This is a genomic window from Leptolyngbya sp. NIES-2104, from assembly GCF_001485215.1.
Classification (GTDB): Bacteria; Cyanobacteriota; Cyanobacteriia; order Leptolyngbyales; family Leptolyngbyaceae; genus Leptolyngbya.
The window spans coordinates 4,821,647-4,845,154 of sequence record NZ_BBWW01000001.1 but is presented as its reverse complement, the minus strand read 5'-3'; the positions used below and the strand labels follow the sequence as shown (position 1 = coordinate 4,845,154).

Here is a 23,508-nt window from a genome sequence, read left to right as displayed (position 1 = left end):
TGAACGGTGCCGCTTGTAAAAGAGTTCGAGAACTCTAAGAGGATGTTTGAAAAGTTGTCGTTCGTTGCCACATCCCGCCCTGAAATGAATTTCGGGCTAATCGGCGCAAGTCCTTTGAAAAGGACTAAAAGACTGAAACTGGCTCCCAGTCTACTTCAGTAGACTTTCGTCGGTTAGCCCGAAATTCATTTCAGGGCGAGATGCAATCGAAGCGAATAGACTTTATATACTTTTCAAACACCCTCTTAGACATCGAATCAAAACCGCCAAACTTTTAGACAAGCTCCAACACTCGTGATCAACAGTCCTTGTTGACCAAACCCGATCGATTGCCACATTCCTTGTCCTAACTCTGATTCGTCGAGACAAATCACCTGATGTCCAGTCTGTGTATCCCAAATACGCAAAATATTCCGCCGAGTGAGATAGCTATTGTGTCTCGAATGAATCTCGGTTCGCGCAAATCCAGCCGCGAACCATTTTCCATCAGGACTCAGTGCACACACTTGAATCGAACGATCGTATAAGTTCAGCGGAATTCGAGACAGCACTTCACCGGTTGTAAGTTGGCGAATGGTGACTTGTCGATCGACGATCGTTGCCACGTTTTCCCAATCTGAAGCGATCGCCAAAATCTGTTCGCACTCTTTCAAAGTATTGAGTCTTGGAATCGGTCTTCCCGTTTCCACGTTCACCGCTTCTAGTTGCTGTTCATACTTCAGAAGCACTTTTCCACTGGCTCCCATGCTCAACATCGGAACATCAGTAATACAGGGCAATGTATGAGTCACTTTGCCTTCAGACAGGTTCCAAATTCGGAGGGCACGATCGCGATTCACAATCCGCAATTGACGATCGCGATTCTCGTATTGATTGCAGCCGCTACTCACTAAAGTTTTGCCATCGGGACTGAGTGCGATCGCTGTGATCGGACTGGTGTGATCCTCAAGCGTCATCCATTCTTCGCCTGTGAGCGCATTCCAAACCTTGATCGTCTGATCTTCGCTGCCGCTGACTAAAGTTTTTCCGTCTTGGCTAAGTGCGATCATGCGAATCGGAGCCGTGTGACCTGTGAAAGCAAAAATGTGATTGCCCGTCTGCCAGTTCCAACCCTGAATGGTGTTTGTGGCTTCAGGGGGACTGTTTCGCGTTGGAGAACCAACCGTGAAAAGAATTTCTTGATGAATTAAAATCCGTCGCACTGGGTGATCAAACTTTAGCGTTTGAAGACATCGCAGGCTTGGGATCGGTTTTTGAAAGGGCTGGACAATCCAGTCTGCATCAAGGGATTTTTCTAAAGGGAGAATCTCATCATCGAGCCAATCATCAGCATCACGAAGCGAATCGGGAGAAGCTGGAATGCGATCCAACAAAACAGGCAGTTCATCGATCGAGGCATTGTGGAACATGGCTTGCCCTCACCAGTGGGGATCACTGTCAGTGTTCACTTTGAGCCTCATTATCTCCACGGTATTCTTGATGATCTCTAGATAAAGTTTCTGTGAATGCTCCTTAGATTCACTGAGATCATCAAGAAAGCCCGCGATCAGCTACTGGATTGAATGCCGCGCTCTTTCAATTGGCGCACGAAGAATTCTTCGAGCGATGGACGGGCAAGCTCGATCGAGATCAGTTGAGCATTCATCAATCGCAGACTTCCCAGCAGATCTTCTGGCTGTCCATTAAGCTGTCCTGTCCAGAGTCCGTCCTGAAATTCTAAGTTCGGAATCCACTGATGCAGCATCTCTGGTCTTCCACCTTTGACCGTGACGCAGTAATGCTCAGCGGTTCCAAGGAGGTCTTGCATTGAGCCGATCGCGATTAGTTTACCTTGGGCGAGGAGAGCCACGCGATCGCAGATTTTTTCCACATCTGATAGAACGTGACTATTAAAGAAAATCGTTTTGCCCTGTGATTTAAGCGATAGGATAATCTCCCGCATTTGGTAACGTCCGAGCGGATCAAGCCCTGACATCGGCTCATCGAGAAAGACGAGATCCGGATCATTCATCAATGCTTGAGCGAGTCCGATTCGTTGCAGCATTCCCTTGGAATATTGCCGCAGTTGTTTTTTCTTCGCAGCGGACTGAGCAAGACCGACTAGATCGAGCAGTTCGGGAATGCGCTTACGTTGTTGCGATCGCGCTATTCCAAATAGGTCTCCGGTGAAATTCAGGACTTCCCAACCTGTAAGGTAATCGTAAAAATAGGGATTTTCGGTCAGATATCCGATTCGTTGTTTTACAGCACGATCGCCCAACGGTTCGCCTAGAACGGTTGCGCGTCCAGAAGTTGGGCGGACAATTCCCAGCAAGGTTTTGAGCAATGTAGTTTTTCCGGCTCCGTTTTGTCCGAGCAAGCCGAAGGTTTCGCCCTCGTATACGGTGAGACTGACACCATTGAGCGATCCTACTTTTTTGTTCATCCAGAACCCAGTGCGATAGGTTTTACTGAGTTCATAAGTTTGAAGCGCGATCGAACGATCGAATACCGGAAGTTGAAGGCGAGATGCAACAGCAGAATCCATAAGTACCTCGATCTCTACTGAGTAGCCATTTAATCACTCCTTACGATTCCCGCATCAGCATTTTTTGCGATCGTTCTCTCGCACCGATTCTAAAATTCTGTAAACTTTGGTTAGGCGCTTTATGTTTTCTCGTTTATGACTCGTTCAAAATTCGTTGCGATATTGACTGGAATTATTTCTTTAGCGTTGGGTTTGGGGTATTTGCTCCTGGTTCAACTGCTCGATTTTCGGGGTGAAATGCTTCCGGCTCCGATCGAGGTTATCCCGCCGCTCTTTTTCTAAAAACCAGTGCGATCCAGTCTTCGGTTTGTTCGCGATCGATCAGTTCAAATTCTGAAAGCGTTTCGATGAGTTCTGCTTCGTATTCGATCGTGAATCCTGCGAGAATTAATCGTCCATCTGATCGAAGTGCTTTAGTTAAATCTTGGCTCAGATCAAGGATGATTCGAGCGAATACATTCGCGACGATGATATCGAAATTTTCAGCAGGTTCGATCGATTGAATTTCTCCAACTTCGCCGCCCATCCAGTGACCGAGTTCGCTTCCTTTTCCAAGGCTGGCTTGCTCGACTCGGACATTTACTGAGTTTTTACGAACTGCCCTTCGAGTGGCTTCAACGGCGATCGCATCATTATCGATCGCGTAAACTTGTGCTCCTAATTTTGCGATCGCGATACTTAAAATTCCAGAGCCACAACCGAGATCGAGAATTTCTAAGTTTGGCGTAACGTGACGTTCAATTAAGCGCAAACTGAGAATTGTTGCTGGATGAAATCCGCTTCCAAATGCCAAACTTTCTTGAATATTTAGAAAAATCTCATTCGGTTGAGTTTGATAGTTTCCATTTGAAATGACGAAATTACCGACTTGGTGAATCGTGCTTGAATGTTTCGTTTCTTCAACGATCGACATTTCTAACTCTGTTGTCATTCCTGTTCGGTATAACGATGACAATGCAGATTCAATCTGGTTGATTTTTGAGCGATCGTTTAAATAGAATCGAACTTGAAACGCCCAAGGTAATTCTGCTTTTTCGAGTTGAAGATCGCCTATGAAATTGACAGTCGCCAACAAAGAGCGAATCCAATCGATCGCTTCCTCGGTGGCATTTAAGCTAAGTTCGATCATTTTGCTTTTTGAATTGCGGCTTCTGCGAGTGGAGTCATGATTTTATAACCCGCTTCATTCGGATGCAAACCATCATCGGATAAATGAGACTGTAAAAATCCTCGATCATTCACCATTTGGCTGTAATAATTCAAATAGATACAGTCATTCGCTGCACAATATTGCTCAATCCAATGATTCAGTGTTTGAATCTTTTTAGGAGAACGAGTCACAGAACTTAATTCACTAACTGGAAGAATTGAACTCAGAATCATGCGGATTTGATGATATTTTGCGAGTTCAACGATCGACATTAAATTATCCTGGATTTGCTCGATTGTCATTCGACCTGTATTGCCTGCGATGTCGTTCGTTCCAGCTAAAAGAACGACAATTTGAGGACGAAGCGCGATCGCATCTGGACGAAACCGAATCAGCATTTGAGGAGTTGTCTGCCCTGAAATGCCACGATTCACATAAGATTGATTCGGGAAATAAGCGGGCAAATCCCAACAATCAGTAATCGAATCACCGAAAAAAATAACGCGATCGACTTCTTCTCTCAATTCAGCATTCGCTTGATGATAACGATGCAACTGTGCCCAATCCGTCATTCGCTCTTGAATCAATTCAAATCCGTAAATGCTCAAAGATTTGAATTGATCTAAACGTTTTCCAAGCTTTTTAATTACGTTCATCTTTTGCGAGAAACATCGATCGATAAAGTATCCAGAAATAAAGGATTCTTGCTACCTTTACTCGAATTAAAAATCACAGAAACCGAATTTTCTCCGGCATTGAGCCAGACATTTTCGATTTTTAGCGATCGCATCTGATCCCATCCGCCCGTCGCCGGAAACGATTCTTGATCGATTAAACTCCGCCCATTCACGTAAACATACCGATTCGCACCTGTTGGAGCTGCATATCGCAACGATAGATCATATCGACCAGAGCATCCAACTGGAACGTTGAACTGAATAAAATCCTCATTCGTTTGAGTAATTCCAGAGAGCGAAGAAGCGACTGGTTGAATGAATGAAGTTGAGGGAGAAAATGTATTGGCAGTGGAAAGCGCGATCGCAGCATTCAACGCATCGATCGCGCTCGTTTGTCGAGTGGCATCCGCTTTATCGATCGAGCCTGCCCAATTCAAACCGAATTGATTTTGTTCATTCCGATTTGCCCAGAGCGATTCTGCATTTCTTTCGATGAATGCGCGATAGGTTGACTTCGGACTGACACGATATAAATCTGCCAAATTTCGGATAAAAATTCCCTTAAATTGGGGTCCATCATTGCCGCAATCGTTGTTCTCTTCACAGGGTTCGCGGAGAATTCCATTGCGGGCGAGTTTTGTGATCGATGAATCTGCGATCGCTTCCGCCTGTTTCAATAATTCCGGGTCTTTTGTCCCTTGATACAAATCCACCAGAGCACCAATCAAAACTCCTTGATTGTATGTCCAGATTGTTTTTCCATTGTTGCGACAATTGCTATCTAAACCATCATTTACTAAATTGTCATCATTAATCATTCCGCTTTGCTGATACCACTTCCAAATCTTTTGCGCCCATTCTAGATAGCGTTTATCATTCGGTTCACGTAGATTTAACTTCGCTGCAACCGATAGTAGTAATCCATTCGTGATTGCATTCTTATAATTTAATTCGCGCTTGTGCCAGTACAGACCCCCACTGCAAACATTATCCCAACCTGTGGTCATGTCCCAGAAGATCAGCTTGGCTTGGTCTAGATACTTCTGTTCGCTTGTGAGATCATATGCCCGAATCCAAGCGATCGCCCACCAGCCGTCATCATCGCGAAACCACGGATTGATGAAATTCTTATATCTCGGCTTTTGGTAAAACGTGTTGTAAATATTGCTGCGATACGTGCGTGAATCGGTGATGCGTGAATATTCGATCGTGGCTTCGAGTGCATTTGCTGCATTCCACCAGTTTGTGGTGTCCCAGAGTCCCGTTCCTGGGTTGTAAAACATCTGCAACGCCGCCATACCTGCGGCAATTCCTGGAGAACAAGTTGCGGGTACAACCATTTTTGAATCCTTGAATGTTCCAGGATCGACACTACCAAACGATCGCCAAATTCAACACAAATTCGGGCAAAACATCTTCGCCTGAGAGCGAAACTGGATTTTCTAAGACTTCTACGGGTTGATTCGATCGATAAACTTCAACTCGTCGGGTTTTACGATCGATCAACCATCCCAACCGAACACCATTTTCCATATACTCTCGCAGTCGTGCCTGGGTTTCTTCGAGTGAATCGAAGGACGACATCAATTCAAGAACAAAATCGGGGGCAACGGGCGGAAATTTTTCTTGTTCCTCTGGTGTCAGAGCATCCCAGCGAGATTGTTTGAGCCAAGTGAGACTAGGCGCTCGAACCGCTCCATTGGGCAGTCCAAAGCCAGTCGAAGCACCAAAACAAATGCCTAATTGTGCTTGACGATTCCAGAGTTCAAGCTCTGAGCCAATCTCACAATTACGATTTGAAATGATTGCACCAGCGGGAGACATAATCAAGATTTTTCCTGCTGCGTCGCGCTCAAATCTGACATCAGAATTGATCTGACAGAGTTGGTAGAACTGGTCATCGGTCAAATCGATAATCGGTTTAAGGTCGAACATTGCAAGGAGCATCGTCGATCGCTAAATGCCACTTTTTAATCATACGCTGTGTCGGAAATTCGCATAGTACGATTGAACTTTGGAAAATCTTGCACTACAATGCAGCGAATCATTGTGAGGACACACAGATGAACAAAGGTGAATTAGTAGACGCGATCGCTTCTAAAGCAAGCGTCACCAAGAAAGAAGCAGACGCTATCCTGACCGCAATGGTCGATACAATTTTGGAAACGGTGGCAAGTGGGGATAAAGTGACGATCGTGGGATTTGGCAGCTTTGAAGCGCGGGAACGTCAAGCCCGTGAAGGTCGTAACCCAGCGACCGGAGCCGCGATCCAAATTCCGGCAACACGAGTGCCCGTGTTTGCGCCCGGAAAAGGATTCAAAGACCGAGTTGCACCAGAAGAGTAAGAAAGTGGGGAGTAGGGAGTCAAGAACTGGGATAGGGAGAGATTTCTAGTATTTCTTCCCATCCCCCCACTCCCCACTCCCTACTCTCAATCAGTGCTACCGTTGATGAGCGGGTTTCGTTTCATCAATCATGAGTGTTCTAACGCTACGATCGGTTAAAAAAGATTTCGGCATCAAGGAAATTGTGCACGATGCCAGTTTCACTCTAGAAGCAGGCGAGAAAGTCGGACTGATTGGCACAAATGGATCGGGTAAGTCAACGTTGCTGAAAATGATCGGCGGACTGGAATCGATCGATAGTGGTGAACTCACGAAAGCGTCTGGCAGCCGAATTATTTACTTACCGCAAGACCCTGATCTCGACCCAGAGAAAACCGTTCTAGAGCAGGTTTTCGTTGATAGCGGTGAACAGATGGCACTCGTGCGGGAGTATGAGCAACTTTCTGAACAGATGGCACACGGCAATTCAGACGCAGCAATGGCGCGATTGTCTCAAGTCACTCAGAAAATGGACTCGCTGAATGCTTGGGAATTAGAAACAAAAGCCAAAATTGTTTTAAGCAAGTTAGGAATTCAGGATCTGAGCGCTCAGGTGAAACAGTTATCAGGCGGCTATCGAAAGCGAATTGCACTCGCGACTGCATTGCTGTCAGAGCCTGATGTTTTGTTGATGGATGAGCCGACGAACCATTTAGATGCACTCTCGATCGAATGGTTGCAAAGCTATCTCAACCGATTTCGAGGCGCGTTGTTGTTGGTGACGCACGATCGCTATTTTCTCGATCGTGTGACAAATCGGATTATCGAACTCGATCGAGGCGATTTGTTCAGCTACAACGGCAGTTATTCCTACTATTTGGAAAAGAAAGCCGCTCAAGAAGCCTCTGAAGCGAGTTCACAGCGAAAACATCAAGGTGTTCTGAGACGAGAATTAGAATGGCTCAAACGAGGGGCAAAAGCTCGAAGCACTAAACAGAAAGCGAGAATCGATCGCGTTCATGAAATGCAGGAAACTGAGTTCAAACAATCTCAGACTAAGGTGCAAATCTCAACCGCAGGACGGCGCATTGGAAAGAAAGTTGTTGAATTGGATCATGTGACGAAAGGATTTGGCGATCGCATTTTGATCAAAGATTTCACCTACAATTTCAATCCCGAAGATCGCGTTGGAATTATCGGCGGAAATGGTGCAGGAAAGTCAACCTTACTGAATTTAATTACCGGAAGATTGGAGCCAGATGCTGGAACGATCGACACGGGTAGTACGATTCATTTCGGCTATTTTGATCAGCATTCTGAAGATCTCCACGTGAATGAGAATCAACGCGTAATCGAATACTTAAAAGATGTTGCAGAACTCGTTAGAACTGCGGATGGTGAAGTGATTACTGCTTCTCAAATGTTGGAGCGATTTCTATTTCCACCGAATCAACAATATGCGCCGATTAATAAATTATCGGGTGGAGAAAGACGGCGTTTATTCTTACTTCGAGTCTTGATGAGTGCGCCAAATGTTCTGATTCTAGACGAGCCGACAAATGATTTAGATGTGCAAACGTTGGCAGTGTTAGAGGAATATTTGGAGGATTTTAACGGCTGTGTGATTGTGGTGTCGCACGATCGCTATTTTCTCGATCGAACAGTTGATAAAATTTTCGCGCTTGAAGAAGGCGGAAACGTTCGCGAATATCCCGGAAATTATTCGGTCTATCTCGATTACAAGAAAGATGAAGAAGTTGCCGTAGAAAAGCCCGCAGAATCGAAACCTGTGGCAGTGAAATCTGTTTCTAATAAGCCTCGGAAATTATCGTTTAAAGAGAAACGTGAATTAGAAACATTAGAGGTGAAAATTCCTGAATTGGAATCGGAAAAGAGTTCGATCGAGCAAAAGCTCTACCGCAATCCGCCTTCCGGATTTAGTGAAGTTCAGAAACTTTCTGAGCAGTTAGCTAACTTAGAGGAACAGATCGAAACTTCGACGATTCGATGGATGGAACTCTCTGAAATTGATGGATAAAAGAGGGTTTGAAAAGTTTTCGTCCGTTGCATTACCCGTCCTGAAATGAATTTCGGGCTAATCGGCGAAAGTCCATTAGAAATGGACTAAGAGCTTGAAACTTGCTCTCAGTCTACTTCAGTAGACTTTCCACGGTTAGCCCGAAATTCATTTCAGGGCGGGACGCAATCGAAGCGAAGAAACTTTTTGTACTTTTCAAACATTCTCTTAAACCGAAGGCACGATCGGTAAATTCAAGTCTTGTTCAATGTTGCCTAAATTGCTCGTATTCACCCGTCCAGAACTCAAGAACCGAAACGTTTCCTGATACAAGCTTTGCCAAAATCGATTGCTCATGTTCTGACTCACTTCAGTTGGATCAACCATCGGATGCGGCACCAGATCTTCTTTGGGATACAGAAAGAATCGATGCCCTTCACCTTCTCCGCCAATGCGTTGATAAAAGTCCACCGTGGTATCAATATCCGCTGCATCTTCGTTCTCAGTCAGGACTAAGAAAGATGGAATGTTAAAGAGCGATCGTACCGATTCATCACTCAATACAACGCTACTTCCAAAGCGATCGGCAGCGGTCAAGCATCCGATCGGAAATCTCAGATTCGGGTCCCACCCCGACTCGCTAATGTCTAACGGACCCGCCAGATTCACATATCGCCGCCGCTCTTCACCGTAAATTTTCAGTAGCGGCGCATACGCGACAACTCCCCGAATGCGATCGGGACGTGATGCCGCTAATCCCAATGCCACCGCACCCCCAACCGATAACCCAACCGTGTAAAGATTTCCGGGCATGGCATCGAGTTCGGTTAATCTGGCTTGAGCTTCGGTGAGATAGCGTAAATGGGAAGAAATGAAATAGCGATCGAAGTCTGGATCGTCACTCATCTCCATCGATTTCACAATGTCGAGCAATTGCGGCTCAATCATGACCAATCGTGCCATTAAGCTCATCCGCTGCATGAATCCAGGTTTTGTCGCTGCTGGATTATTTGCAAAATTTCGGATAAATGTTTGCAGCACCGGATCTTGTTGAACTTTCGCTTTTAACGGTTCTGCATATTCAGGTTTGAGATCGACTTGACACCAGTTTTTCGCGGGATTGATCAAAGCGTGTCCCGCGATCGAGGGTTGATACACATTGAACCCATTCTGAAAGAGGTAATCCGCTAATCGCCACATTTGATGAGGCTTGGCGCTAAATCCGTGGAAAATCATCACAGTGCCGCGAATCGGGCGACCGGGTTCGTGAAATAAATAATACGGAAGTGCACCATCTCTACGATCGGGATTTTGATTGAGAGATTGAATGTGAGCATCGATCGCAGATTTAGTCTGATTGATTTGCTCAAGTGTGGGGATCGTTTCAGCGGCGATATTCATGGGATTTTCTACTTAGAACGGGGTTAAAACGACGATCCAGGCTGCTTCAGAAACTCGATTTCTTCCGGGGTCGAGGGTCGATCGAGAATTTGATTGCGGTGTGGAAACCGTTCAAATCGTTCGATCACATCTCGATGTCGGATCGCGTAATCGTAAGTTTCTTTTAATTCAGGGCTGTCCCTAAATTGCTCATATAACCGGACAGATTCGTTTTGGTCATCCAGATTTTCACTGTGTTCGAGCGGCAGGTAGAAAAAGAACCGCTGAATTGGGGGAACTTGTTGATCGAATTTTTGGGCGATCGCACGTTTCGCAATCTTCAACGCTTTGGAATCAGTGGCAAACGATCGAGGAGTTCCCCGAAACATATTGCGCGGAAACTGATCGAGCACAATGATCAACGCTAAACAGCTTTCGGGTGAATCGATCCAGCCATCGAATTGATCGGATGCGGCTTGCTCGTAAAGGGGGAGAAAACGCGATCGAACTTCTGTATCAAAGTCCGAATTTTTGACAAACCACACTTTCCGCATCTCTAACTTGTCCCCGAACCAAAACGATAAAACTTCAGTAGCGTTCATGTTTTTACTCCAAATTCTCTCCGAGAAATTTCGGATAATAATGATCAGCGAGAGTCTTTAGGAAAAGGTTAACAATCCTCAGAGGCTGGGAATCTTGCGTTATTTTGCGGAGACAAGGCACGATCTGGAAATGAACTGTAAGCAAACGACCGAAGTAGCAAAGGTGCGAATTGCTTCAGTATCGCTGCGTAATCGCTTCGAGGTCAGCTCGATCGCACAATCCTAATCGTTTTGCGCGATCGCAATCACGTAGGGAGATTGCACATCAATCAGCCAATTCTCATCAATGATTTCTAGAGTGTCATCCAAAATCAAAACAAGCTCTCCCACAGTTGAGGCGGGTGGGATGGTTAGAGCGTATTTGAGTTGAAGCCAGTGTTGATCAGCGGTTAAGTTGGAAGTGATGCCAAGAGAACTGCTGATGAGTTGAGGAATGGGAAGCTGTTTGAAGCGGATGGTTTCGTAGAGTTGATCGGCTTCGTCCCAGTAGCCGTGAATTTCGGCTTCGCAATCTTGTAGGTGTTGGTGAGCGACTTGGTGAGGGTCAATTTGTGTGAGGGCTTCGGTAAGCGTTTGCCAAATTGGATGAGCTTTAAGTGTAGTCGTCACGATCGTTCTCTCATTAATGAGTGGTCATTTTGCCTGAAAAATGAAGAATGTCTTCTACAATTTTGGCGTGAAATCTGCGGTCGCCACCTTTACCCAAAATTTTGAACTTGAAATCGTAATCTTGTTCTTCTGAGGGAACCAGCCCATTATTTCCCTTGGTAGGAACTAATCCTTTATTGATTGCTCTCAAATGCTTGCCGAGCGCATCGTACAGAAGACCCAGTTCGATTTGAGCTTGGCTAAAAGAGACAAGCCGACCTTCATTGGAGCGGTAGATTTTGTCGATGTCGATCGCTTGCCAACGATTCGGTAGTTCTGGGAATTCGGGAAAATCTTGATCGCTCATCTTTGAAGCTACATAAGGTGAGTGGTCGAAATTTTAACAGAACCGAATTCGTGCGATCACTGAAATACAAAATTCCCCGTAGTCTACGAAAACGCCGCGAGAATTTCACGATCGTCTGCCGTAGACTACGGGGAATCGATTTGAATTGAATGCCCTACGACATTCCCTGAATAATGAAATCGAAATACGGAGCCGCTTCAGCCGCATCTGCTTCACTCAGCAGACCCAACGAAGCCTCTTTGAGACAGCGGATTGCTTCAGCCATTCCCGGAACCGGAACACCGAGCGCGTTATACATTTCCCGCGCTCCGATCAGACCAATTTTCTCGATCACGTCTGTACTGCCAGACAGTACCCCATACGTCACCAAACGCAAATACCAGCCATAATCGCGCAGACATAACGCCCGTTCTCGATTTCCGTAAGCGTTACCGCCTGGAGAAATAAAGTCAGGACGCTTCTTCCACAATTGTTTGCTGGCTTGTTCTACAATTTTCTTTTCGCTCTCAGACAGAATGCCAGCGATACGAGTCCGCTGTTCTCCGGTTTGAAAAAATTCTCTTATCCCGGTAAGTTCGCCGCTCGTTGGATAACGAAGCTCGTCGTCGGCTTGTAGGATAACTTGGCTAACTACGCTCATGTTGTTAATTGCGGTATCTCAGAATTCTTCTGTAGTTTACCGAGTTTCGGGCACGATGCGAAAGGGGGTTTTCTCATTTGTCTTGACAAATTGTTACATTTCGTCGTGTTTCGGTGATTTTGCTAGGGTCAGCACGATTTGAGCCGAACCAGGTGATCGTTTGAAGCGCAGAGCAGCAAATGACAGATGGATACGACCTCGATCGAGGTTCAAATGTTCATCATTTCTGGACAACTGGGAAATCTGAGTCTGAAAAATTTCGCTAAACTCCAGATATTACAGGCGTTATTCACCGTATAAGAGATGAGTATTATTTACGATTTAGAGCACATCACGACTTATCGGTATCGCAATCCTGTTACTTTTGGCGAACATCGAGCCATTTTCTTACCCAGTAGCGGCTACGGTGGACGGATCTTGAACTATTCGCTAGAGACGAACATTCCCTGCAAAACCCGCTGGATGATGGATACGCTCTCGAACAATGTGGCACTGCTGGAATTTAATGAACCTGCGAAAGAATTGATCGTGACCTATCAAGTTCGAGGAGAGCACTTTGGCATTCCTGCGATCGCAGATTTTCCCCTCGATCTCCGCGCTGAAGAAATCCCCGTCCAGTACACGCCCGACGAATGGAATGATCTTTCAGGCTTCATCCGTCCCCACAGCGAAGATCCAGAAGGTCGCCTTGCTGCTTGGACAAAACGCTTTGTTGCAGGCGATCAAGATAATACGCTGGATGTTCTGCAACGCATGATGGATAGCATTAATACAACCTTGACGTATCAAGCACGCGAAGCCGAAGGAACACAGAATCCAGCGGAAACTTTACGCTTACAGTCGGGAACTTGCCGAGATTATGCCTGGCTGATGATCGAAGCGTTACGCCGATTGGGGTTAGCGTGTCGGTTTGTTAGTGGCTACCTCTATGATTCGGCACTCGATGGCGGAGATGTTGGCATGACCGGATCGGGAGCGACTCATGCTTGGATGCAGGTTTACTTACCAGGAGCAGGGTGGAGAGCGTACGACCCGACGAATCGAATCACAGCAGGATTTGATCTGATTCGAGTTGCGATCGCACGTCATCCCGGACAAGTGATTCCCCTGTCTGGCTCTTGGTTTGGGGAATCGGATGATTATCTAGGAATGGATGTAAACGTTTCGATTCGCAAGCTGGGAATGGTGCCTGAATTTGAAGCAACACCCTCTGTTCCGATGGTTGTATCTCAAGAGGGACGATAGTTATTTCTTTGCTTGATGTAATTGTTGCGATAGGATGACCTGTGGCAATTGACAAGGCAGAAGATGAAAACTGGAGTTTGGGTACTGGGCGACCACCTTTGGACGGGACAATCGGCACTACAAAGTTGTGAGAGCGATCGAGAAAATACGCCTGTTTTTTTCGTTGAGTCACTGAATCACGCTCAACAGCTCCCGTATCATCTGCAAAAACTGGTTTTAGTTTGGTCAGCAATGCGTCATTTTGCCGAAGAACTGCGGCAAGTGGGCTGGATTGTTGAGTACACTGCCTCGATCGATTTCCAAACGCCGCTACTGCATTGGATTGAACAGCATCAGATTACAGAACTGCGAATCATGTCTCCGGTCGATCGACCGTTTAAAAAACTGATTCAATCGATCGAATTTCCTTGCAAAGTGACATTCACGCAGAACAATCGATTCATCTGGGAAGATCAAGAGTTTGAAGACTGGGCGAAAACTCGTAAACGGCTTGTGATGGAGGATTTCTATCGCGAGGGGCGGCGGCGATTTAACATTCTGATGGAAGGTGATCAACCGATTGGGGGGCGATGGAACTTCGATCGAGAAAATCGCAAACCCCCAAAAGGTAAGCTCACTTTGCCTGAAGCACTCTGGTTTGAGCCAGATAGCATCACTCAAGAAGTGATTGACTGGATTAAAAACTCTCCATTGTTCAAAGAAAGTCAAAGCTATTGGGAGATTGAACCCTTTCCCTGGGCAGTCACTCGCAAACAAGCTTTGCAAGTTCTAGACTTTTTCATCGAAACTCGATTGTCTGAGTTTGGTCCGTATCAGGATGCAATGGTCACAGGTGAACAAACGATGTGGCACGCAATGTTATCGCCCTATCTCAATATTGGGTTAATCCATCCGTTAGAAGTGGTGCAAGCTGCCGAGCGAGCTTACTACAACAATCGCGACAAGTGGCAACTGAATAGCATTGAAGGCTTTGTGCGACAGATCATCGGATGGCGTGAATATATGCACGGGGTCTATGTTTACATGGGTGAGGATTATCCCGATCGTAATTATTTCAATCACACAAATCCGCTTCCGGGTTTCTATTGGACAGGTGAAACTAAGATGAACTGTCTCAACCACATTTTGAAGCAAGTGAAGGAAACGGGATATGCTCACCACATTCAGCGATTGATGGTGCTCAATAACTTTGCTTTGATTGCAGGCATTTCACCACAAGAATTACAGGATTGGTTTCACACTGCATTTATTGATGGCTATGACTGGGTAATGCAAACGAATGTGATTGGCATGGGACAGTTTGCAGATGGAGGAATGATGGCATCAAAACCTTATGCAGCTTCCGCAAATTACATCAATAACATGAGCAACTACTGTAAGTCTTGCGCCTACAATCCGAAACGTCGCACCGGCGAAGATGCTTGTCCGTTTAACTTGATGTATTGGGACTTTCTAGCGCGTCACTATGACAAGCTAAAACAGAATCATCGAATGTTTCAAATCATGGCGAACTTAGAGCGTATCTCGTCCGAAGAGCTAGGACTAATCCGTCAACAGGCAGAACAATGGAGAAGCGAGAATCTACATACTGAATATCGTCTTCCTTCGACTCCCGTTGCTCATGGATCGCCTGACACAGCTTCGCAATCAGTATCTTGAACTAACAAACCGGGTGCTTCCAGATTTAGCAAGCTCTCGAAAGTTTCCGGTTCGATACAATCATTGTTTTCAGCGGATTATTCTGGATAATCTATTCGATCGCTGCTGGTATGAAGTTCTAGAGCGCAAACGCATTCCAGCCTACCAACAATTAAGCGAAGAACAGTTAGAAAATGCGATCGCACTTGCCAATCTGATCATCGCTCAACCCGATTCCTATCTAGAGCAGCTTAACCAAAACAGTCTCCAGTGGCGCGGACATCAGAATGTCTGACACTGGTAAACGATCGTGTGTCAGATGTAGAGATTTGACTCGGCACATTATGATCGATATCAGAGTGAGGAAATCCCATGACGCAACCTGCTTCGATCGTTCAAAACTACATCAACGGTGAATGGTCTACTCCAACTGCTGAAACCTATCTAGAAGTCATTAATCCCGCCACAATCGAAGTTCTCAGCAAAGTTCCGCTCTCTCCCGCCACTGAAGTCGATCGTGCTACCACTGCCGCTCAAACGGCTTTCTCTACCTGGAGAAGAACTCCCGCTACCGAGCGCGTTCAATATCTGTTCAAGCTCAAAGCTCTGCTCGAAGAACACTTTGAAGACATTGCCCAAACAATCACGCTCGAATGTGGAAAAACGATCGCAGAAGCAAAAGGCGAAATGAGACGAGCGATCGAGAATGTTGAAGTTGCCTGTGGAATTCCAATCTTGATGCAGGGCTACAACTCCGAAGATATTGCCCGTGGCATTGATGAACACATGATCCGCCAACCGTTAGGCGTGACGGCAATCATTACGCCGTTTAACTTTCCGGGTATGATTCCGTTTTGGTTTATGCCGTATTCGATCGCGTGTGGTAACACTTGCATCATCAAGCCTTCTGAACGTGTTCCTTTAACCATGCAGAAAATCTTTCACCTACTTGAACAAACAGGCTTACCGAAAGGTGTGGTGAACTTAGTCAATGGTGCAAAAGAAGTCGTTGATGCTTTACTAGATCACCCAACGATTCGAGCCATTAGCTTTGTCGGATCGAGTCCGGTGGCGAAATATGTGTATAGTCGGGCAGCGGCGAATGGGAAACGATCGCAGTGTCAAGGGGGAGCCAAAAATCCGGTGATTGTGCTGCCGGATGCGGATATTACGATGACCACGAAGATCATGGCGGATAGTGCTTTTGGATGTGCTGGGCAGCGTTGTTTAGCGGCATCGGTGGCGATTACGGTCGGAAGTGCAAAGACGACGTTTACGGATGCGATCGCAGAAGCAGCAACAACTCGACAAGTCGGATTCGGGCTTGATTCTGGGGTGCAAATGGGTCCGGTGATCAATGATCAAAGTAAGACGCGAATCGAAACGATTATCGGACAAGCTGAAACCGAAGGAGCGACCGTTTTAGTGGATGGTCGATCGCCGAAAGTTTCGGGCTATGAAAACGGTTATTTTGTTCGCCCGACAATTTTGCAGAACATTGATCCAGTAGGAGAGATTGCGAATACTGAGATTTTTGGTCCGGTGCTAAGCTTGATTCATTTAGAAACGATCGACGATGCGATCGCGCTTGTGAATCGCAGTCAATACGGCAATATGGCATCTTTATTTACGTCCAGTGGTGCAGCCGCGAGAAAATTCCGCTACGAAGCTGAAGCGGGAAACATCGGCATCAATATTGGGGTTGCGGCTCCGATGGCGTTCTTTCCGTTTAGTGGGTGGAAAGAAAGCTTTTTCGGAGATCTACACGGGCAGGGATGGCACGCGATCGAGTTTTTCACGCAAACGAAAGTGATTGTCGAACGCTGGCATGATTGGACACGACAGTTCTAATCAACTTTATTCAGATTGAATGAAATCTCTTCGTTTAGTTCTGAGAAGTCAATAAATTCGCCGTTCCGCGTTTCTGCATTATTCAATCGCGCCAATACTTCAGGATGCAGGGCTTCGGTCACTCGTTCTTGAGCGCTGAAAAAGAAGAAAAAGCGAGTGCTACCCACACAGATACAATCTCCATCCTGAAGTTTTTGGCGTTGTTGAACTCTTACGCCATTGATATAAGACCCGTTCATACTGTTGAGATCGATAAAGTGAAACCCATCTGGCTGATGAAGAATCACCGCATGACGACGGGACAGCTTACGGTCTTGTAAGGGAAGAGCCGCCGATCGATTTCGTCCGATCGTCCAAACCATTTGCGGCTGTCTTAGCGTAATCGATTCCTGCTTGAGCAAGTTCGTCACTAAATAGACTTGCTTGCCCACCACGACCCCTTGAACGTAGCGGGGTTTAGCATCGGGCATTCCGGGCGGCGGTTCGATCGTGACTTGGGCATCGCGCTCGATCGTTAAAGTCGAACTTTTTGCGATTTGCTGTTCTTCAGGATTTTCCGCATCGAGTTCGACTTCGAGTTCTTCCCAAAAACCAGCCAGCGCATCGGGGGATTGACTTGCAGCAGAAAGAATCGAGGCGCGGTCATCGGGGCTGTAAAATTCTTGCTTCATGAGGATTTCCTCAAATCAGGATGCAATCGGGGCTATGTATTGCCCCTAGATTTCCCTCAAAAGATAGATTCTGCGACTGTGAAGATCTTGATCTCAATCACAACGCAGCGATCGCCACCAATCTTGATGCGTGAGATACCACAAAACCGTTTTTCGTAATCCGGTTTCGATTTGCTCGATCGGCTCCCAGTTCAATTCGGTTTTGATTTTGGTGATGTCGATCGCATATCGTCGATCGTGTCCGGGTCGATCCGGCACAGAGGTAATCAATTTCTGACAAGGACGCACAGGTAATGCCGCTGCAAGTTCATTCACCAACTCACATAGCACGTTGACTAACTCAAGATTCGTAATTTCATTCCCGCCCCCAATGTTGTAAGTTTCTCCGATTTGACCGCGTTGAATCACAGCATCTAAAGCACGACAATGATCTTCAACATAGAGCCAATCGCGAATATTTAACCCATCACCATAAATCGGTAAAGGCTTCCCCGTCAGCATATTGATACACATCAACGGAATCAATTTTTCAGGAAACTGATAAGCTCCATAGTTATTAGAACTATGTGTGATCAAAGCTGGAATACCATAAGTTTTGAAAAATGCGCGAACAAAGTGATCACTACTTGCTTTGGATGCAGAGTAAGGACTATTCGGGGCGTATGGAGTTTGTTCTGTAAAAGCTGGCTCGTTCGCGCTTAAACTACCATAAACTTCATCGGTTGAAACATGGAGAAATTTTGCTGTAGAGCATGTTTCTGCATGGTGGCGAAAGGCTTCAAGTAAGGTAAACGTGCCGATGACATTGGTTTGCACAAAAGCAGCAGGACTAGAAATCGATCGATCGACATGTGATTCTGCTGCAAAATGCACGATCGTATCAATCTGCTCGGCTGCTAACAGCGAATCGACCAAAGCGCGATCGCAAATATTCCCATGCACAAATCGAAAGTTCTCTCGTTTTTCTAATGAAGCTAAATTCCCTCGAATTCCCGCATACGTAAGCGCATCTAAAACGACAATGCGATCGTCTGGGTACTTTCCACACCAGTACTGAACAAAATTCGTGCCAATAAATCCCGCGCCACCTGTCACGAGCAACCGTTTTGAATGTGTCATACGATCGATTTAGAATCACTGCTCGAAGATTTGTAGCATAATATCTATAGATCAAACTTACTAATTGACTCCCATGAACGATGACACCCTGAAAGAGTTGCTGATTGTCCTTAAAGTGCTAGCAGGCAGCAATCCCCCGAACTGGCAGCGCCCCTTAAAAAACTACAAGGAATTCGACTGGTCAAAGATTGGGGCAACTCCGATTAGTCAGGATGAACATGGCGTGACTAAAGTGGTTTGGTGTGGTCATGTTTACACTCGTCGGAGCGGGGAGAATCGCAAGTTTGGAGCGGCGATCTGGTTCTCGCGGGCGAATGGCAAAGGTGAAGGAGATGAAACGAATTATCTCAAGTTAATCACCTTCAAAGATTCGGCTGATGCGGAATCACTACCAGATTATGTGGTGCGAAGTTTGCGTTAGAAAATGTTTGAGAAGAATTGTTGCTGGCAATTCAAGCACTCGAAGATTAGAAGGCTGAGGAGTAGCATAGAAGAGTCGCTTTTTCGATTGTTCTATGCAAACTCAAGAGCCGATCGTATATCAAGGACAATTCGGATCATTCACGATCGATGATCACGATCGCCAAGGTGTGCTCCTTTATCGAGGGGGTTTAGCGATCGCAGCTTTGAGTTTTGCGATCGCAACCGGACTCGTTCTGTTACAAAATACGTTTTGGATCACGCCGCTCTACTTCGTGTTCTGGACGGCGTTAGGAGTGAGTTTATTTACCATTCACATCTATGTGAAACCACTGCATTTAGCCCTTCAAGCATTTTGGATGATCGGGGGACTCGCTTCGATCGCGCTTTTATTTGTAAGTTCTGATCCAATGGCTTTGTATGTTTATCAGCATCCGATTTGGATTCTTGGAACTGGATTTACGTTTGCCTCATTGACCGGAATCTTTTTCAAAGAGGCGTTTTGTTCCGATCGATTTGAGACAAAGTTACTCACTCCGATCGTTCCATTATTACTCCTTGGGCATCTGGTCGGATGGTTGCCGATTTTATGGGAAAAAGCTTTATTAGCAGCTTGGTCAGCTTTATTTCTGGTGTTTGCAATCCGAAAACTGATTCAACCGATTCCACCCGACATCGGTGATAAGAGTGTGTTTGAGTATTTGAAAACAACCGCTAAATCAAAAGCTACGACATAAGGGAATACTAAAACTATTGCTTTGAGGATAGTTCTTTGAGTGACGATCGCGCATTTTGGTTGGCTTGGTCAAAAATTCCCGGTGTCGGAGCCATCTTACAAAAAAGAATTCACGCTGAATTGGGTAGCTTAAAAGCAGCTTGGACAGTCACACCGGAAGAACTTGCAATCGTTGAAGGAATTGGTCAGCAAAGCGCGATTGCAATCTGTCAGCATCGAGATAAGCTCAACGTCGATCGCGTTTTCAAAGACCACGAATCCCAGAATTTTCTCACTCCGGCTGATTCTGATTATCCTCAGTTGTTCGCTGAAATTCCTGATCCGCCTCCGGTGCTTTACTATCGCGGACGAGTTGAATTACTGCGAGATCTCGATCGCCAAAGCGCCGTTGCGATCGTGGGCACTCGCGAACCTTCAGACTATGGCAGACGTTGGACCCGCAAACTTAGTACAACGCTGGCACAACATGGATTTACGGTGATGTCTGGGTTAGCAGATGGGATTGATGCGGAAGCTCATCGGAGTTGCTTAGATGTTGGAGGTAATACGATCGCAGTTCTTGGAACCGGAGTTGATTTGGTCTATCCTGCGAAGAATCGCTGTTTGTATCAGCAGCTACTAGAAACGGGATTAGCATTGAGCGAATATCCAGCGGGAACACAGCCCGATCGCACTCACTTTCCTCGTCGGAATCGCATCGTCGCGGCTCTGTCTCGCGCTGTTCTAGTCATCGAAGCCCCGACGAAATCAGGAGCATTAATCACGGCAACTCTAGCAAACGAATACGGGCGAGACGTGTATGCACTTCCAGGAAGTTTGGATAATCCGCGATCGGCAGGATGTTTAGACTTGATTAGCAAAGGAGCGCAGATGATTTTGGGCGAATCCGAATTGATGGCACACTTGGGAACGATTCCAGAGTTAGATCAGGCGAATCAGCTATCGATCCCGACGATCGATTTAGCGCCCGAACTTGCAACCGTGTTAGAAGCAATTTATGAGATCGCTCAGCAATCGAATCATCCCTCCGCTCCGTTCGATCTAATCGTGCAAACCGCAGAAATGCCAACGGCAGCGGTATCCAGTTCCTTAATGCAGTTGGAATTGCTCGGACTGGTCACACAAGTTCCAGGAATGCGCTACCAAATCCAGTAAGTCCCTCTACAATAGGCACAGTTTTTCAACGCTCAAACAATTTTGACGTTGCTCTATTCCTTTTTGGGTGGCATGACAGCACAAAGTCTCATTTTGATTGTGGACGACAACGCAACCAACGCGCAGGTTTTGGTCGAGGTGTTGGCGAGATACAACACCTTAGTTGCAAAAAGCGGCGAAGAAGCATTAAGCCAACTAGAGACAGTATCACCGGATTTGATTCTATTAGATGTGGTAATGCCGGGAATGGATGGGTTTGAGATTTGCGATCGCATTCAGTCCAATCCCAAAACTCAAGACATTCCAATCATCTTCATGAGTGCGCTTTCTAATGTCGAAGATATTGCCAAAGGTTTGTACCTGGGCGCGGTTGACTATATTACTAAACCTTTTCAGCAGACTGAAGTGATTGCTCGTGTGCAAATTCATCTAAAGCTGCGCCAACAAACTCGACAGCTAAAAAACCTCAATGATCAGCTAGAACAACAAGTAGCAGAAAGAACCGAGCAACTGTCTCGATCGCTAAATGATTTGCAAGCAATTCAATTGCAATTAATCCACCAAGAAAAGATGTCTACGCTCGGTCAATTGGTATCGGGAATCGGGCACGAAATCAATAATCCACTGAATTCGATCTCTGGTAATCTCGCTCATGCAGACCAATATGTTCAGGATTTAATCAGCCATTTGCATTTGTATCACCGTTATTATCCTGATCCGGTTGCTGAGATTGTTCAAGATGCTGAAGAAATCGATCTACCCTTTCTCACACAGGATTTAACTCAACTGCTCGCGACGATGAAAGTGGCAACGGATCGGATTGCTCACATTAGTCGATCGCTGCGAACTTTTTCCCGGAGTGATCATGAAAATACGATCGAACTTCACATTCAAGACGGTTTAGATAGTACTCTCCTGCTTCTACAACATCGAATTAAACCGAATTCGCATCGTCCCGCGATTCAGATTATTCGCGACTATGCACATTTACCACCGATTTCATGTTACCCAGGGCAACTAAATCAGGTATTTATGAATTTGTTAGCGAATGCGATCGATGCGATCGATGAATCCAATCGAGGAAAACCTTACGCTGAAATCGTCACCAATCCAAATCAAATTCATGTCGTGACTGAACTGAAATCAGCAGCGATCGCGATTCGGATTCGAGATAACGGAATTGGAATGACCGAAGCAGTACAGCAGGAAATGTTCAAGCCCTCGTTTACCACAAAGCCAGTCGGAAAAGGAACCGGGCTGGGACTCGCGATCGCTTATCAAATCATTGTGGAAAGACATCGAGGAAGCCTCACCTGCAATTCTGCTCCAGGTCAGGGCACAGAATTCATGATCGAGCTTCCCCTGTAATGTTTTAACGACGCGGCTCTGTGATTTCTAAAGGGGATTCGATCGCTTTAAAGTTCGACTTTTTGCGAATTACATCTTGAATGCGTTTCGCCAATTCATTCGCCGTAACTGAATGCGTACGAAGACATTGAGACGGCATCGTTTGACGGAACGATTGATAGTAATCTTTGCGGGACTCTTCAAACAAAAATCGTAGCTGTGCGATCGGGTCTTGATGATGATCCACTCTCAAATCAAGATGTGGATACACGTCTTGATTCATCACATAAATTGCCGCCGACTGTCTGCCGCGTTTGTCGCCGCCTGCTCGTTCTCCCGCTTCCAACGCTTGCAATAGTCGCTCTGAAAACTCCATGCCTGCTTTTGCTTGATACGCTTGTGCCATTGCGGTGAGCACTTGCTCACCAACCAGCATATTTCCAGCTACCGAAAACTCTGGAAAGGTCAAATGTCCCGCCCAATCCACGCAGTTTTTCCCAGTCCAAGCGGCGGTTTGCCCATTGTGATCGACTAAATGCAGTTGGCGGTCGTCTGCTTCTAGATCGTTCTCTAGCAGTAAATAGATAATGTCTTCGACAGTGATTTCGTTCGCTGTTCCTTCACTGGCGATTCGTTGTTCTAACAGTTGAATGCCGTGAATTCCGAGTAAGGGATTAGTCTGAGCTTGTGTTGCGATCGCACCCACAGAAGCTTTCACATGAGGCACAAGCGATCCGACTGCTAGATGTTTCGTCGCTACAGCAATCCCGGTCATTTGCGTTTGTGAGTCCCAAGCTACGATCGAGAATGTCATAGAGTCCTAAATCACTAAGAATAATGTGGAGATATTACCCCTTGATATCATCGATCGCGCACCTGGAACTGTTATCTACGCTTCAATTACGACCCGAAAATTCCCCGGTTTTTCTGAGACGCACCAGGAAGTTGAGGATCTCGAATTTGAGCGATCGAGCAAAGTGAGGTTCACACGAAAAATTTTCAACATCATATAACGTTCCCAATCAGCGGCGATGAGGGAGCTAGAAACGAAGCG

At 46.0% G+C, this 23,508-nt stretch carries 25 protein-coding genes; 11 read left to right on the top strand and 14 right to left on the bottom strand.

The features are described from left to right. Positions 1-257: 257 nt before the first annotated feature. Positions 258-1,409 (bottom strand): WD40 repeat domain-containing protein, encoded by a 1,152-nt coding sequence (locus tag NIES2104_RS23305; RefSeq protein WP_059000633.1) that lies wholly within the window; start codon positions 1,407-1,409, stop codon positions 258-260. Positions 1,410-1,546: 137 nt separating this feature from the next. Next, positions 1,547-2,527: an ABC transporter ATP-binding protein gene (locus tag NIES2104_RS23300; RefSeq protein WP_059000632.1), complete on the bottom strand. Its 981-nt coding sequence runs from the start codon at positions 2,525-2,527 to the stop codon at positions 1,547-1,549. Positions 2,528-2,662: 135 nt separating this feature from the next. On the opposite strand from NIES2104_RS23300, the gene NIES2104_RS32475 reads away from it, so the two are divergent. Continuing rightward, positions 2,663-2,809 carry a hypothetical protein gene (locus NIES2104_RS32475; RefSeq protein ID WP_192843621.1) on the top strand — a complete coding sequence of 49 codons (147 nt, stop codon included), beginning with the start codon at positions 2,663-2,665 and terminating at the stop codon, positions 2,807-2,809. On the opposite strand, the gene NIES2104_RS23295 is transcribed toward NIES2104_RS32475, so the two are convergent. From NIES2104_RS23295 to NIES2104_RS23280, 4 genes are read right to left on the bottom strand one after another with little or no spacing between them, the layout of a single operon-like run. Next, positions 2,787-3,656, bottom strand: a complete 870-nt coding sequence (locus tag NIES2104_RS23295; protein WP_059000631.1) for a 50S ribosomal protein L11 methyltransferase — start codon at positions 3,654-3,656, stop codon at positions 2,787-2,789. The two genes, NIES2104_RS32475 and NIES2104_RS23295, sit on opposite strands and share 23 nt — an antisense overlap. Beyond that, entirely contained in the window at positions 3,653-4,333 is a 681-nt protein-coding gene (locus NIES2104_RS23290; RefSeq protein ID WP_059000630.1) for a GDSL-type esterase/lipase family protein, read from the bottom strand. Before NIES2104_RS23290 ends, NIES2104_RS23295 begins: the two co-directional genes overlap by 4 nt. Next, positions 4,330-5,694 carry a glycoside hydrolase family 76 protein gene (locus NIES2104_RS23285; RefSeq protein ID WP_059000629.1) on the bottom strand — a complete coding sequence of 455 codons (1,365 nt, stop codon included), beginning with the start codon at positions 5,692-5,694 and terminating at the stop codon, positions 4,330-4,332. Before NIES2104_RS23285 ends, NIES2104_RS23290 begins: the two co-directional genes overlap by 4 nt. Before the next feature lie 31 nt (positions 5,695-5,725). Further along, complete coding sequence (locus NIES2104_RS23280; protein ID WP_225895279.1) at positions 5,726-6,289, bottom strand: Uma2 family endonuclease; 564 nt, start codon at positions 6,287-6,289, stop codon at positions 5,726-5,728. An 89-nt stretch (positions 6,290-6,378) separates the two neighbouring features. Between NIES2104_RS23280 and NIES2104_RS23275 the strand changes: the two genes are divergently transcribed. Next, positions 6,379-6,699, top strand: a complete 321-nt coding sequence (locus tag NIES2104_RS23275; RefSeq protein ID WP_225895278.1) for an HU family DNA-binding protein — start codon at positions 6,379-6,381, stop codon at positions 6,697-6,699. A gap of 130 nt (positions 6,700-6,829) precedes the next feature. Continuing rightward, positions 6,830-8,716, top strand: coding sequence for an ABC-F family ATP-binding cassette domain-containing protein (locus NIES2104_RS23270; RefSeq protein ID WP_059000626.1), 1,887 nt, complete (start codon positions 6,830-6,832; stop codon positions 8,714-8,716). Between the two features lie 207 nt (positions 8,717-8,923). Here the strand turns inward: NIES2104_RS23270 and NIES2104_RS23265 are convergent, their stop codons facing one another. The 5 genes from NIES2104_RS23265 to NIES2104_RS23245 form a co-directional block, all read right to left on the bottom strand. Continuing rightward, positions 8,924-10,096 (bottom strand): esterase, encoded by a 1,173-nt coding sequence (locus NIES2104_RS23265; RefSeq protein ID WP_059000625.1) that lies wholly within the window; start codon positions 10,094-10,096, stop codon positions 8,924-8,926. Between the two features lie 23 nt (positions 10,097-10,119). Then, positions 10,120-10,677 (bottom strand): DUF924 family protein, encoded by a 558-nt coding sequence (locus NIES2104_RS23260; RefSeq protein ID WP_059000624.1) that lies wholly within the window; start codon positions 10,675-10,677, stop codon positions 10,120-10,122. 222 nt (positions 10,678-10,899) lie between these two features. Further along, the gene (locus NIES2104_RS23255; protein WP_059000623.1) at positions 10,900-11,286 is read right to left on the bottom strand and encodes a hypothetical protein; all 387 of its coding nucleotides are present in this window, start codon (positions 11,284-11,286) and stop codon (positions 10,900-10,902) included. Positions 11,287-11,299: 13 nt separating this feature from the next. Continuing rightward, complete coding sequence (locus NIES2104_RS23250) at positions 11,300-11,632, bottom strand: hypothetical protein (RefSeq protein ID WP_059000622.1); 333 nt, start codon at positions 11,630-11,632, stop codon at positions 11,300-11,302. Positions 11,633-11,786: 154 nt separating this feature from the next. Then, positions 11,787-12,272: an allophycocyanin subunit alpha-B gene (locus tag NIES2104_RS23245; protein ID WP_059000621.1), complete on the bottom strand. Its 486-nt coding sequence runs from the start codon at positions 12,270-12,272 to the stop codon at positions 11,787-11,789. 303 nt (positions 12,273-12,575) lie between these two features. Between NIES2104_RS23245 and NIES2104_RS23240 the strand changes: the two genes are divergently transcribed. The 4 genes from NIES2104_RS23240 to NIES2104_RS23225 all read left to right on the top strand — a co-directional run bounded on the left by NIES2104_RS23240 (position 12,576) and on the right by NIES2104_RS23225 (position 17,006). Continuing rightward, positions 12,576-13,517: a transglutaminase family protein gene (locus NIES2104_RS23240; protein WP_059000620.1), complete on the top strand. Its 942-nt coding sequence runs from the start codon at positions 12,576-12,578 to the stop codon at positions 13,515-13,517. Positions 13,518-13,580: 63 nt separating this feature from the next. After that, entirely contained in the window at positions 13,581-15,176 is a 1,596-nt protein-coding gene (locus NIES2104_RS23235) for a cryptochrome/photolyase family protein (RefSeq protein WP_082690068.1), read from the top strand. Further along, positions 15,139-15,450, top strand: coding sequence for a hypothetical protein (locus tag NIES2104_RS23230; RefSeq protein ID WP_059000619.1), 312 nt, complete (start codon positions 15,139-15,141; stop codon positions 15,448-15,450). Before NIES2104_RS23235 ends, NIES2104_RS23230 begins: the two co-directional genes overlap by 38 nt. A 77-nt stretch (positions 15,451-15,527) precedes the next feature. Next, the gene (locus NIES2104_RS23225; protein WP_059000618.1) at positions 15,528-17,006 is read left to right on the top strand and encodes a CoA-acylating methylmalonate-semialdehyde dehydrogenase; all 1,479 of its coding nucleotides are present in this window, start codon (positions 15,528-15,530) and stop codon (positions 17,004-17,006) included. Here the strand turns inward: NIES2104_RS23225 and NIES2104_RS23220 are convergent. Together NIES2104_RS23220 and rfbB are read right to left on the bottom strand one after the other, a co-directional pair. Further along, positions 17,003-17,677, bottom strand: a complete 675-nt coding sequence (locus tag NIES2104_RS23220) for an FHA domain-containing protein (RefSeq protein ID WP_059000617.1) — start codon at positions 17,675-17,677, stop codon at positions 17,003-17,005. The two genes, NIES2104_RS23225 and NIES2104_RS23220, sit on opposite strands and share 4 nt — an antisense overlap. A gap of 93 nt (positions 17,678-17,770) precedes the next feature. Next, on the bottom strand, positions 17,771-18,796 hold the full coding sequence (gene rfbB, locus NIES2104_RS23215; RefSeq protein WP_059000616.1) for a dTDP-glucose 4,6-dehydratase: 1,026 nt from the start codon (positions 18,794-18,796) through the stop codon (positions 17,771-17,773). A gap of 73 nt (positions 18,797-18,869) precedes the next feature. On the opposite strand from rfbB, the gene NIES2104_RS23210 reads away from it, so the two are divergent. The 4 genes from NIES2104_RS23210 (at position 18,870) to NIES2104_RS23195 (ending at position 22,475) form a co-directional block, all read left to right on the top strand. Then, positions 18,870-19,217: a single-stranded DNA-binding protein gene (locus NIES2104_RS23210; RefSeq protein ID WP_059000615.1), complete on the top strand. Its 348-nt coding sequence runs from the start codon at positions 18,870-18,872 to the stop codon at positions 19,215-19,217. Positions 19,218-19,311: 94 nt separating this feature from the next. Next, on the top strand, positions 19,312-19,953 hold the full coding sequence (locus tag NIES2104_RS23205; RefSeq protein WP_059000614.1) for a DUF2301 domain-containing membrane protein: 642 nt from the start codon (positions 19,312-19,314) through the stop codon (positions 19,951-19,953). Between the two features lie 35 nt (positions 19,954-19,988). Beyond that, positions 19,989-21,107 carry a DNA-processing protein DprA gene (dprA, locus tag NIES2104_RS23200; protein WP_059000613.1) on the top strand — a complete coding sequence of 373 codons (1,119 nt, stop codon included), beginning with the start codon at positions 19,989-19,991 and terminating at the stop codon, positions 21,105-21,107. A gap of 72 nt (positions 21,108-21,179) precedes the next feature. Further along, the gene (locus NIES2104_RS23195) at positions 21,180-22,475 is read left to right on the top strand and encodes a response regulator (RefSeq protein ID WP_059000612.1); all 1,296 of its coding nucleotides are present in this window, start codon (positions 21,180-21,182) and stop codon (positions 22,473-22,475) included. A 4-nt stretch (positions 22,476-22,479) separates the two neighbouring features. On the opposite strand, the gene NIES2104_RS23190 is transcribed toward NIES2104_RS23195, so the two are convergent. Beyond that, on the bottom strand, positions 22,480-23,268 hold the full coding sequence (locus tag NIES2104_RS23190) for a DUF1028 domain-containing protein (RefSeq protein ID WP_059000611.1): 789 nt from the start codon (positions 23,266-23,268) through the stop codon (positions 22,480-22,482). Positions 23,269-23,508 lie beyond the last annotated feature (240 nt).

What these genes read in the sequence shown, in the direction of transcription:
- NIES2104_RS23305 (WP_059000633.1), bottom strand. Translation starts at nt 1,409, where the DNA reads ATGTTCCACAATGCCTCGATCGATGAACTGCCTGTTTTGTTGGATCGC.
- NIES2104_RS23300 (WP_059000632.1), bottom strand. Translation starts at nt 2,527, where the DNA reads ATGGATTCTGCTGTTGCATCTCGCCTTCAACTTCCGGTATTCGATCGT.
- NIES2104_RS32475 (WP_192843621.1), top strand. Translation starts at nt 2,663, where the DNA reads ATGACTCGTTCAAAATTCGTTGCGATATTGACTGGAATTATTTCTTTA.
- NIES2104_RS23295 (WP_059000631.1), bottom strand. Translation starts at nt 3,656, where the DNA reads ATGATCGAACTTAGCTTAAATGCCACCGAGGAAGCGATCGATTGGATT.
- NIES2104_RS23290 (WP_059000630.1), bottom strand. Translation starts at nt 4,333, where the DNA reads ATGAACGTAATTAAAAAGCTTGGAAAACGTTTAGATCAATTCAAATCT.
- NIES2104_RS23285 (WP_059000629.1), bottom strand. Translation starts at nt 5,694, where the DNA reads ATGGTTGTACCCGCAACTTGTTCTCCAGGAATTGCCGCAGGTATGGCG.
- NIES2104_RS23280 (WP_225895279.1), bottom strand. Translation starts at nt 6,289, where the DNA reads ATGTTCGACCTTAAACCGATTATCGATTTGACCGATGACCAGTTCTAC.
- NIES2104_RS23270 (WP_059000626.1), top strand. Translation starts at nt 6,830, where the DNA reads ATGAGTGTTCTAACGCTACGATCGGTTAAAAAAGATTTCGGCATCAAG.
- NIES2104_RS23265 (WP_059000625.1), bottom strand. Translation starts at nt 10,096, where the DNA reads ATGAATATCGCCGCTGAAACGATCCCCACACTTGAGCAAATCAATCAG.
- NIES2104_RS23260 (WP_059000624.1), bottom strand. Translation starts at nt 10,677, where the DNA reads ATGAACGCTACTGAAGTTTTATCGTTTTGGTTCGGGGACAAGTTAGAG.
- NIES2104_RS23250 (WP_059000622.1), bottom strand. Translation starts at nt 11,632, where the DNA reads ATGAGCGATCAAGATTTTCCCGAATTCCCAGAACTACCGAATCGTTGG.
- NIES2104_RS23245 (WP_059000621.1), bottom strand. Translation starts at nt 12,272, where the DNA reads ATGAGCGTAGTTAGCCAAGTTATCCTACAAGCCGACGACGAGCTTCGT.
- NIES2104_RS23240 (WP_059000620.1), top strand. Translation starts at nt 12,576, where the DNA reads ATGAGTATTATTTACGATTTAGAGCACATCACGACTTATCGGTATCGC.
- NIES2104_RS23235 (WP_082690068.1), top strand. Translation starts at nt 13,581, where the DNA reads ATGAAAACTGGAGTTTGGGTACTGGGCGACCACCTTTGGACGGGACAA.
- NIES2104_RS23230 (WP_059000619.1), top strand. Translation starts at nt 15,139, where the DNA reads ATGGATCGCCTGACACAGCTTCGCAATCAGTATCTTGAACTAACAAAC.
- NIES2104_RS23225 (WP_059000618.1), top strand. Translation starts at nt 15,528, where the DNA reads ATGACGCAACCTGCTTCGATCGTTCAAAACTACATCAACGGTGAATGG.
- NIES2104_RS23220 (WP_059000617.1), bottom strand. Translation starts at nt 17,677, where the DNA reads ATGAAGCAAGAATTTTACAGCCCCGATGACCGCGCCTCGATTCTTTCT.
- rfbB (WP_059000616.1), bottom strand. Translation starts at nt 18,796, where the DNA reads ATGACACATTCAAAACGGTTGCTCGTGACAGGTGGCGCGGGATTTATT.
- NIES2104_RS23210 (WP_059000615.1), top strand. Translation starts at nt 18,870, where the DNA reads ATGAACGATGACACCCTGAAAGAGTTGCTGATTGTCCTTAAAGTGCTA.
- NIES2104_RS23205 (WP_059000614.1), top strand. Translation starts at nt 19,312, where the DNA reads ATGCAAACTCAAGAGCCGATCGTATATCAAGGACAATTCGGATCATTC.
- NIES2104_RS23195 (WP_059000612.1), top strand. Translation starts at nt 21,180, where the DNA reads ATGACAGCACAAAGTCTCATTTTGATTGTGGACGACAACGCAACCAAC.
- NIES2104_RS23190 (WP_059000611.1), bottom strand. Translation starts at nt 23,268, where the DNA reads ATGACATTCTCGATCGTAGCTTGGGACTCACAAACGCAAATGACCGGG.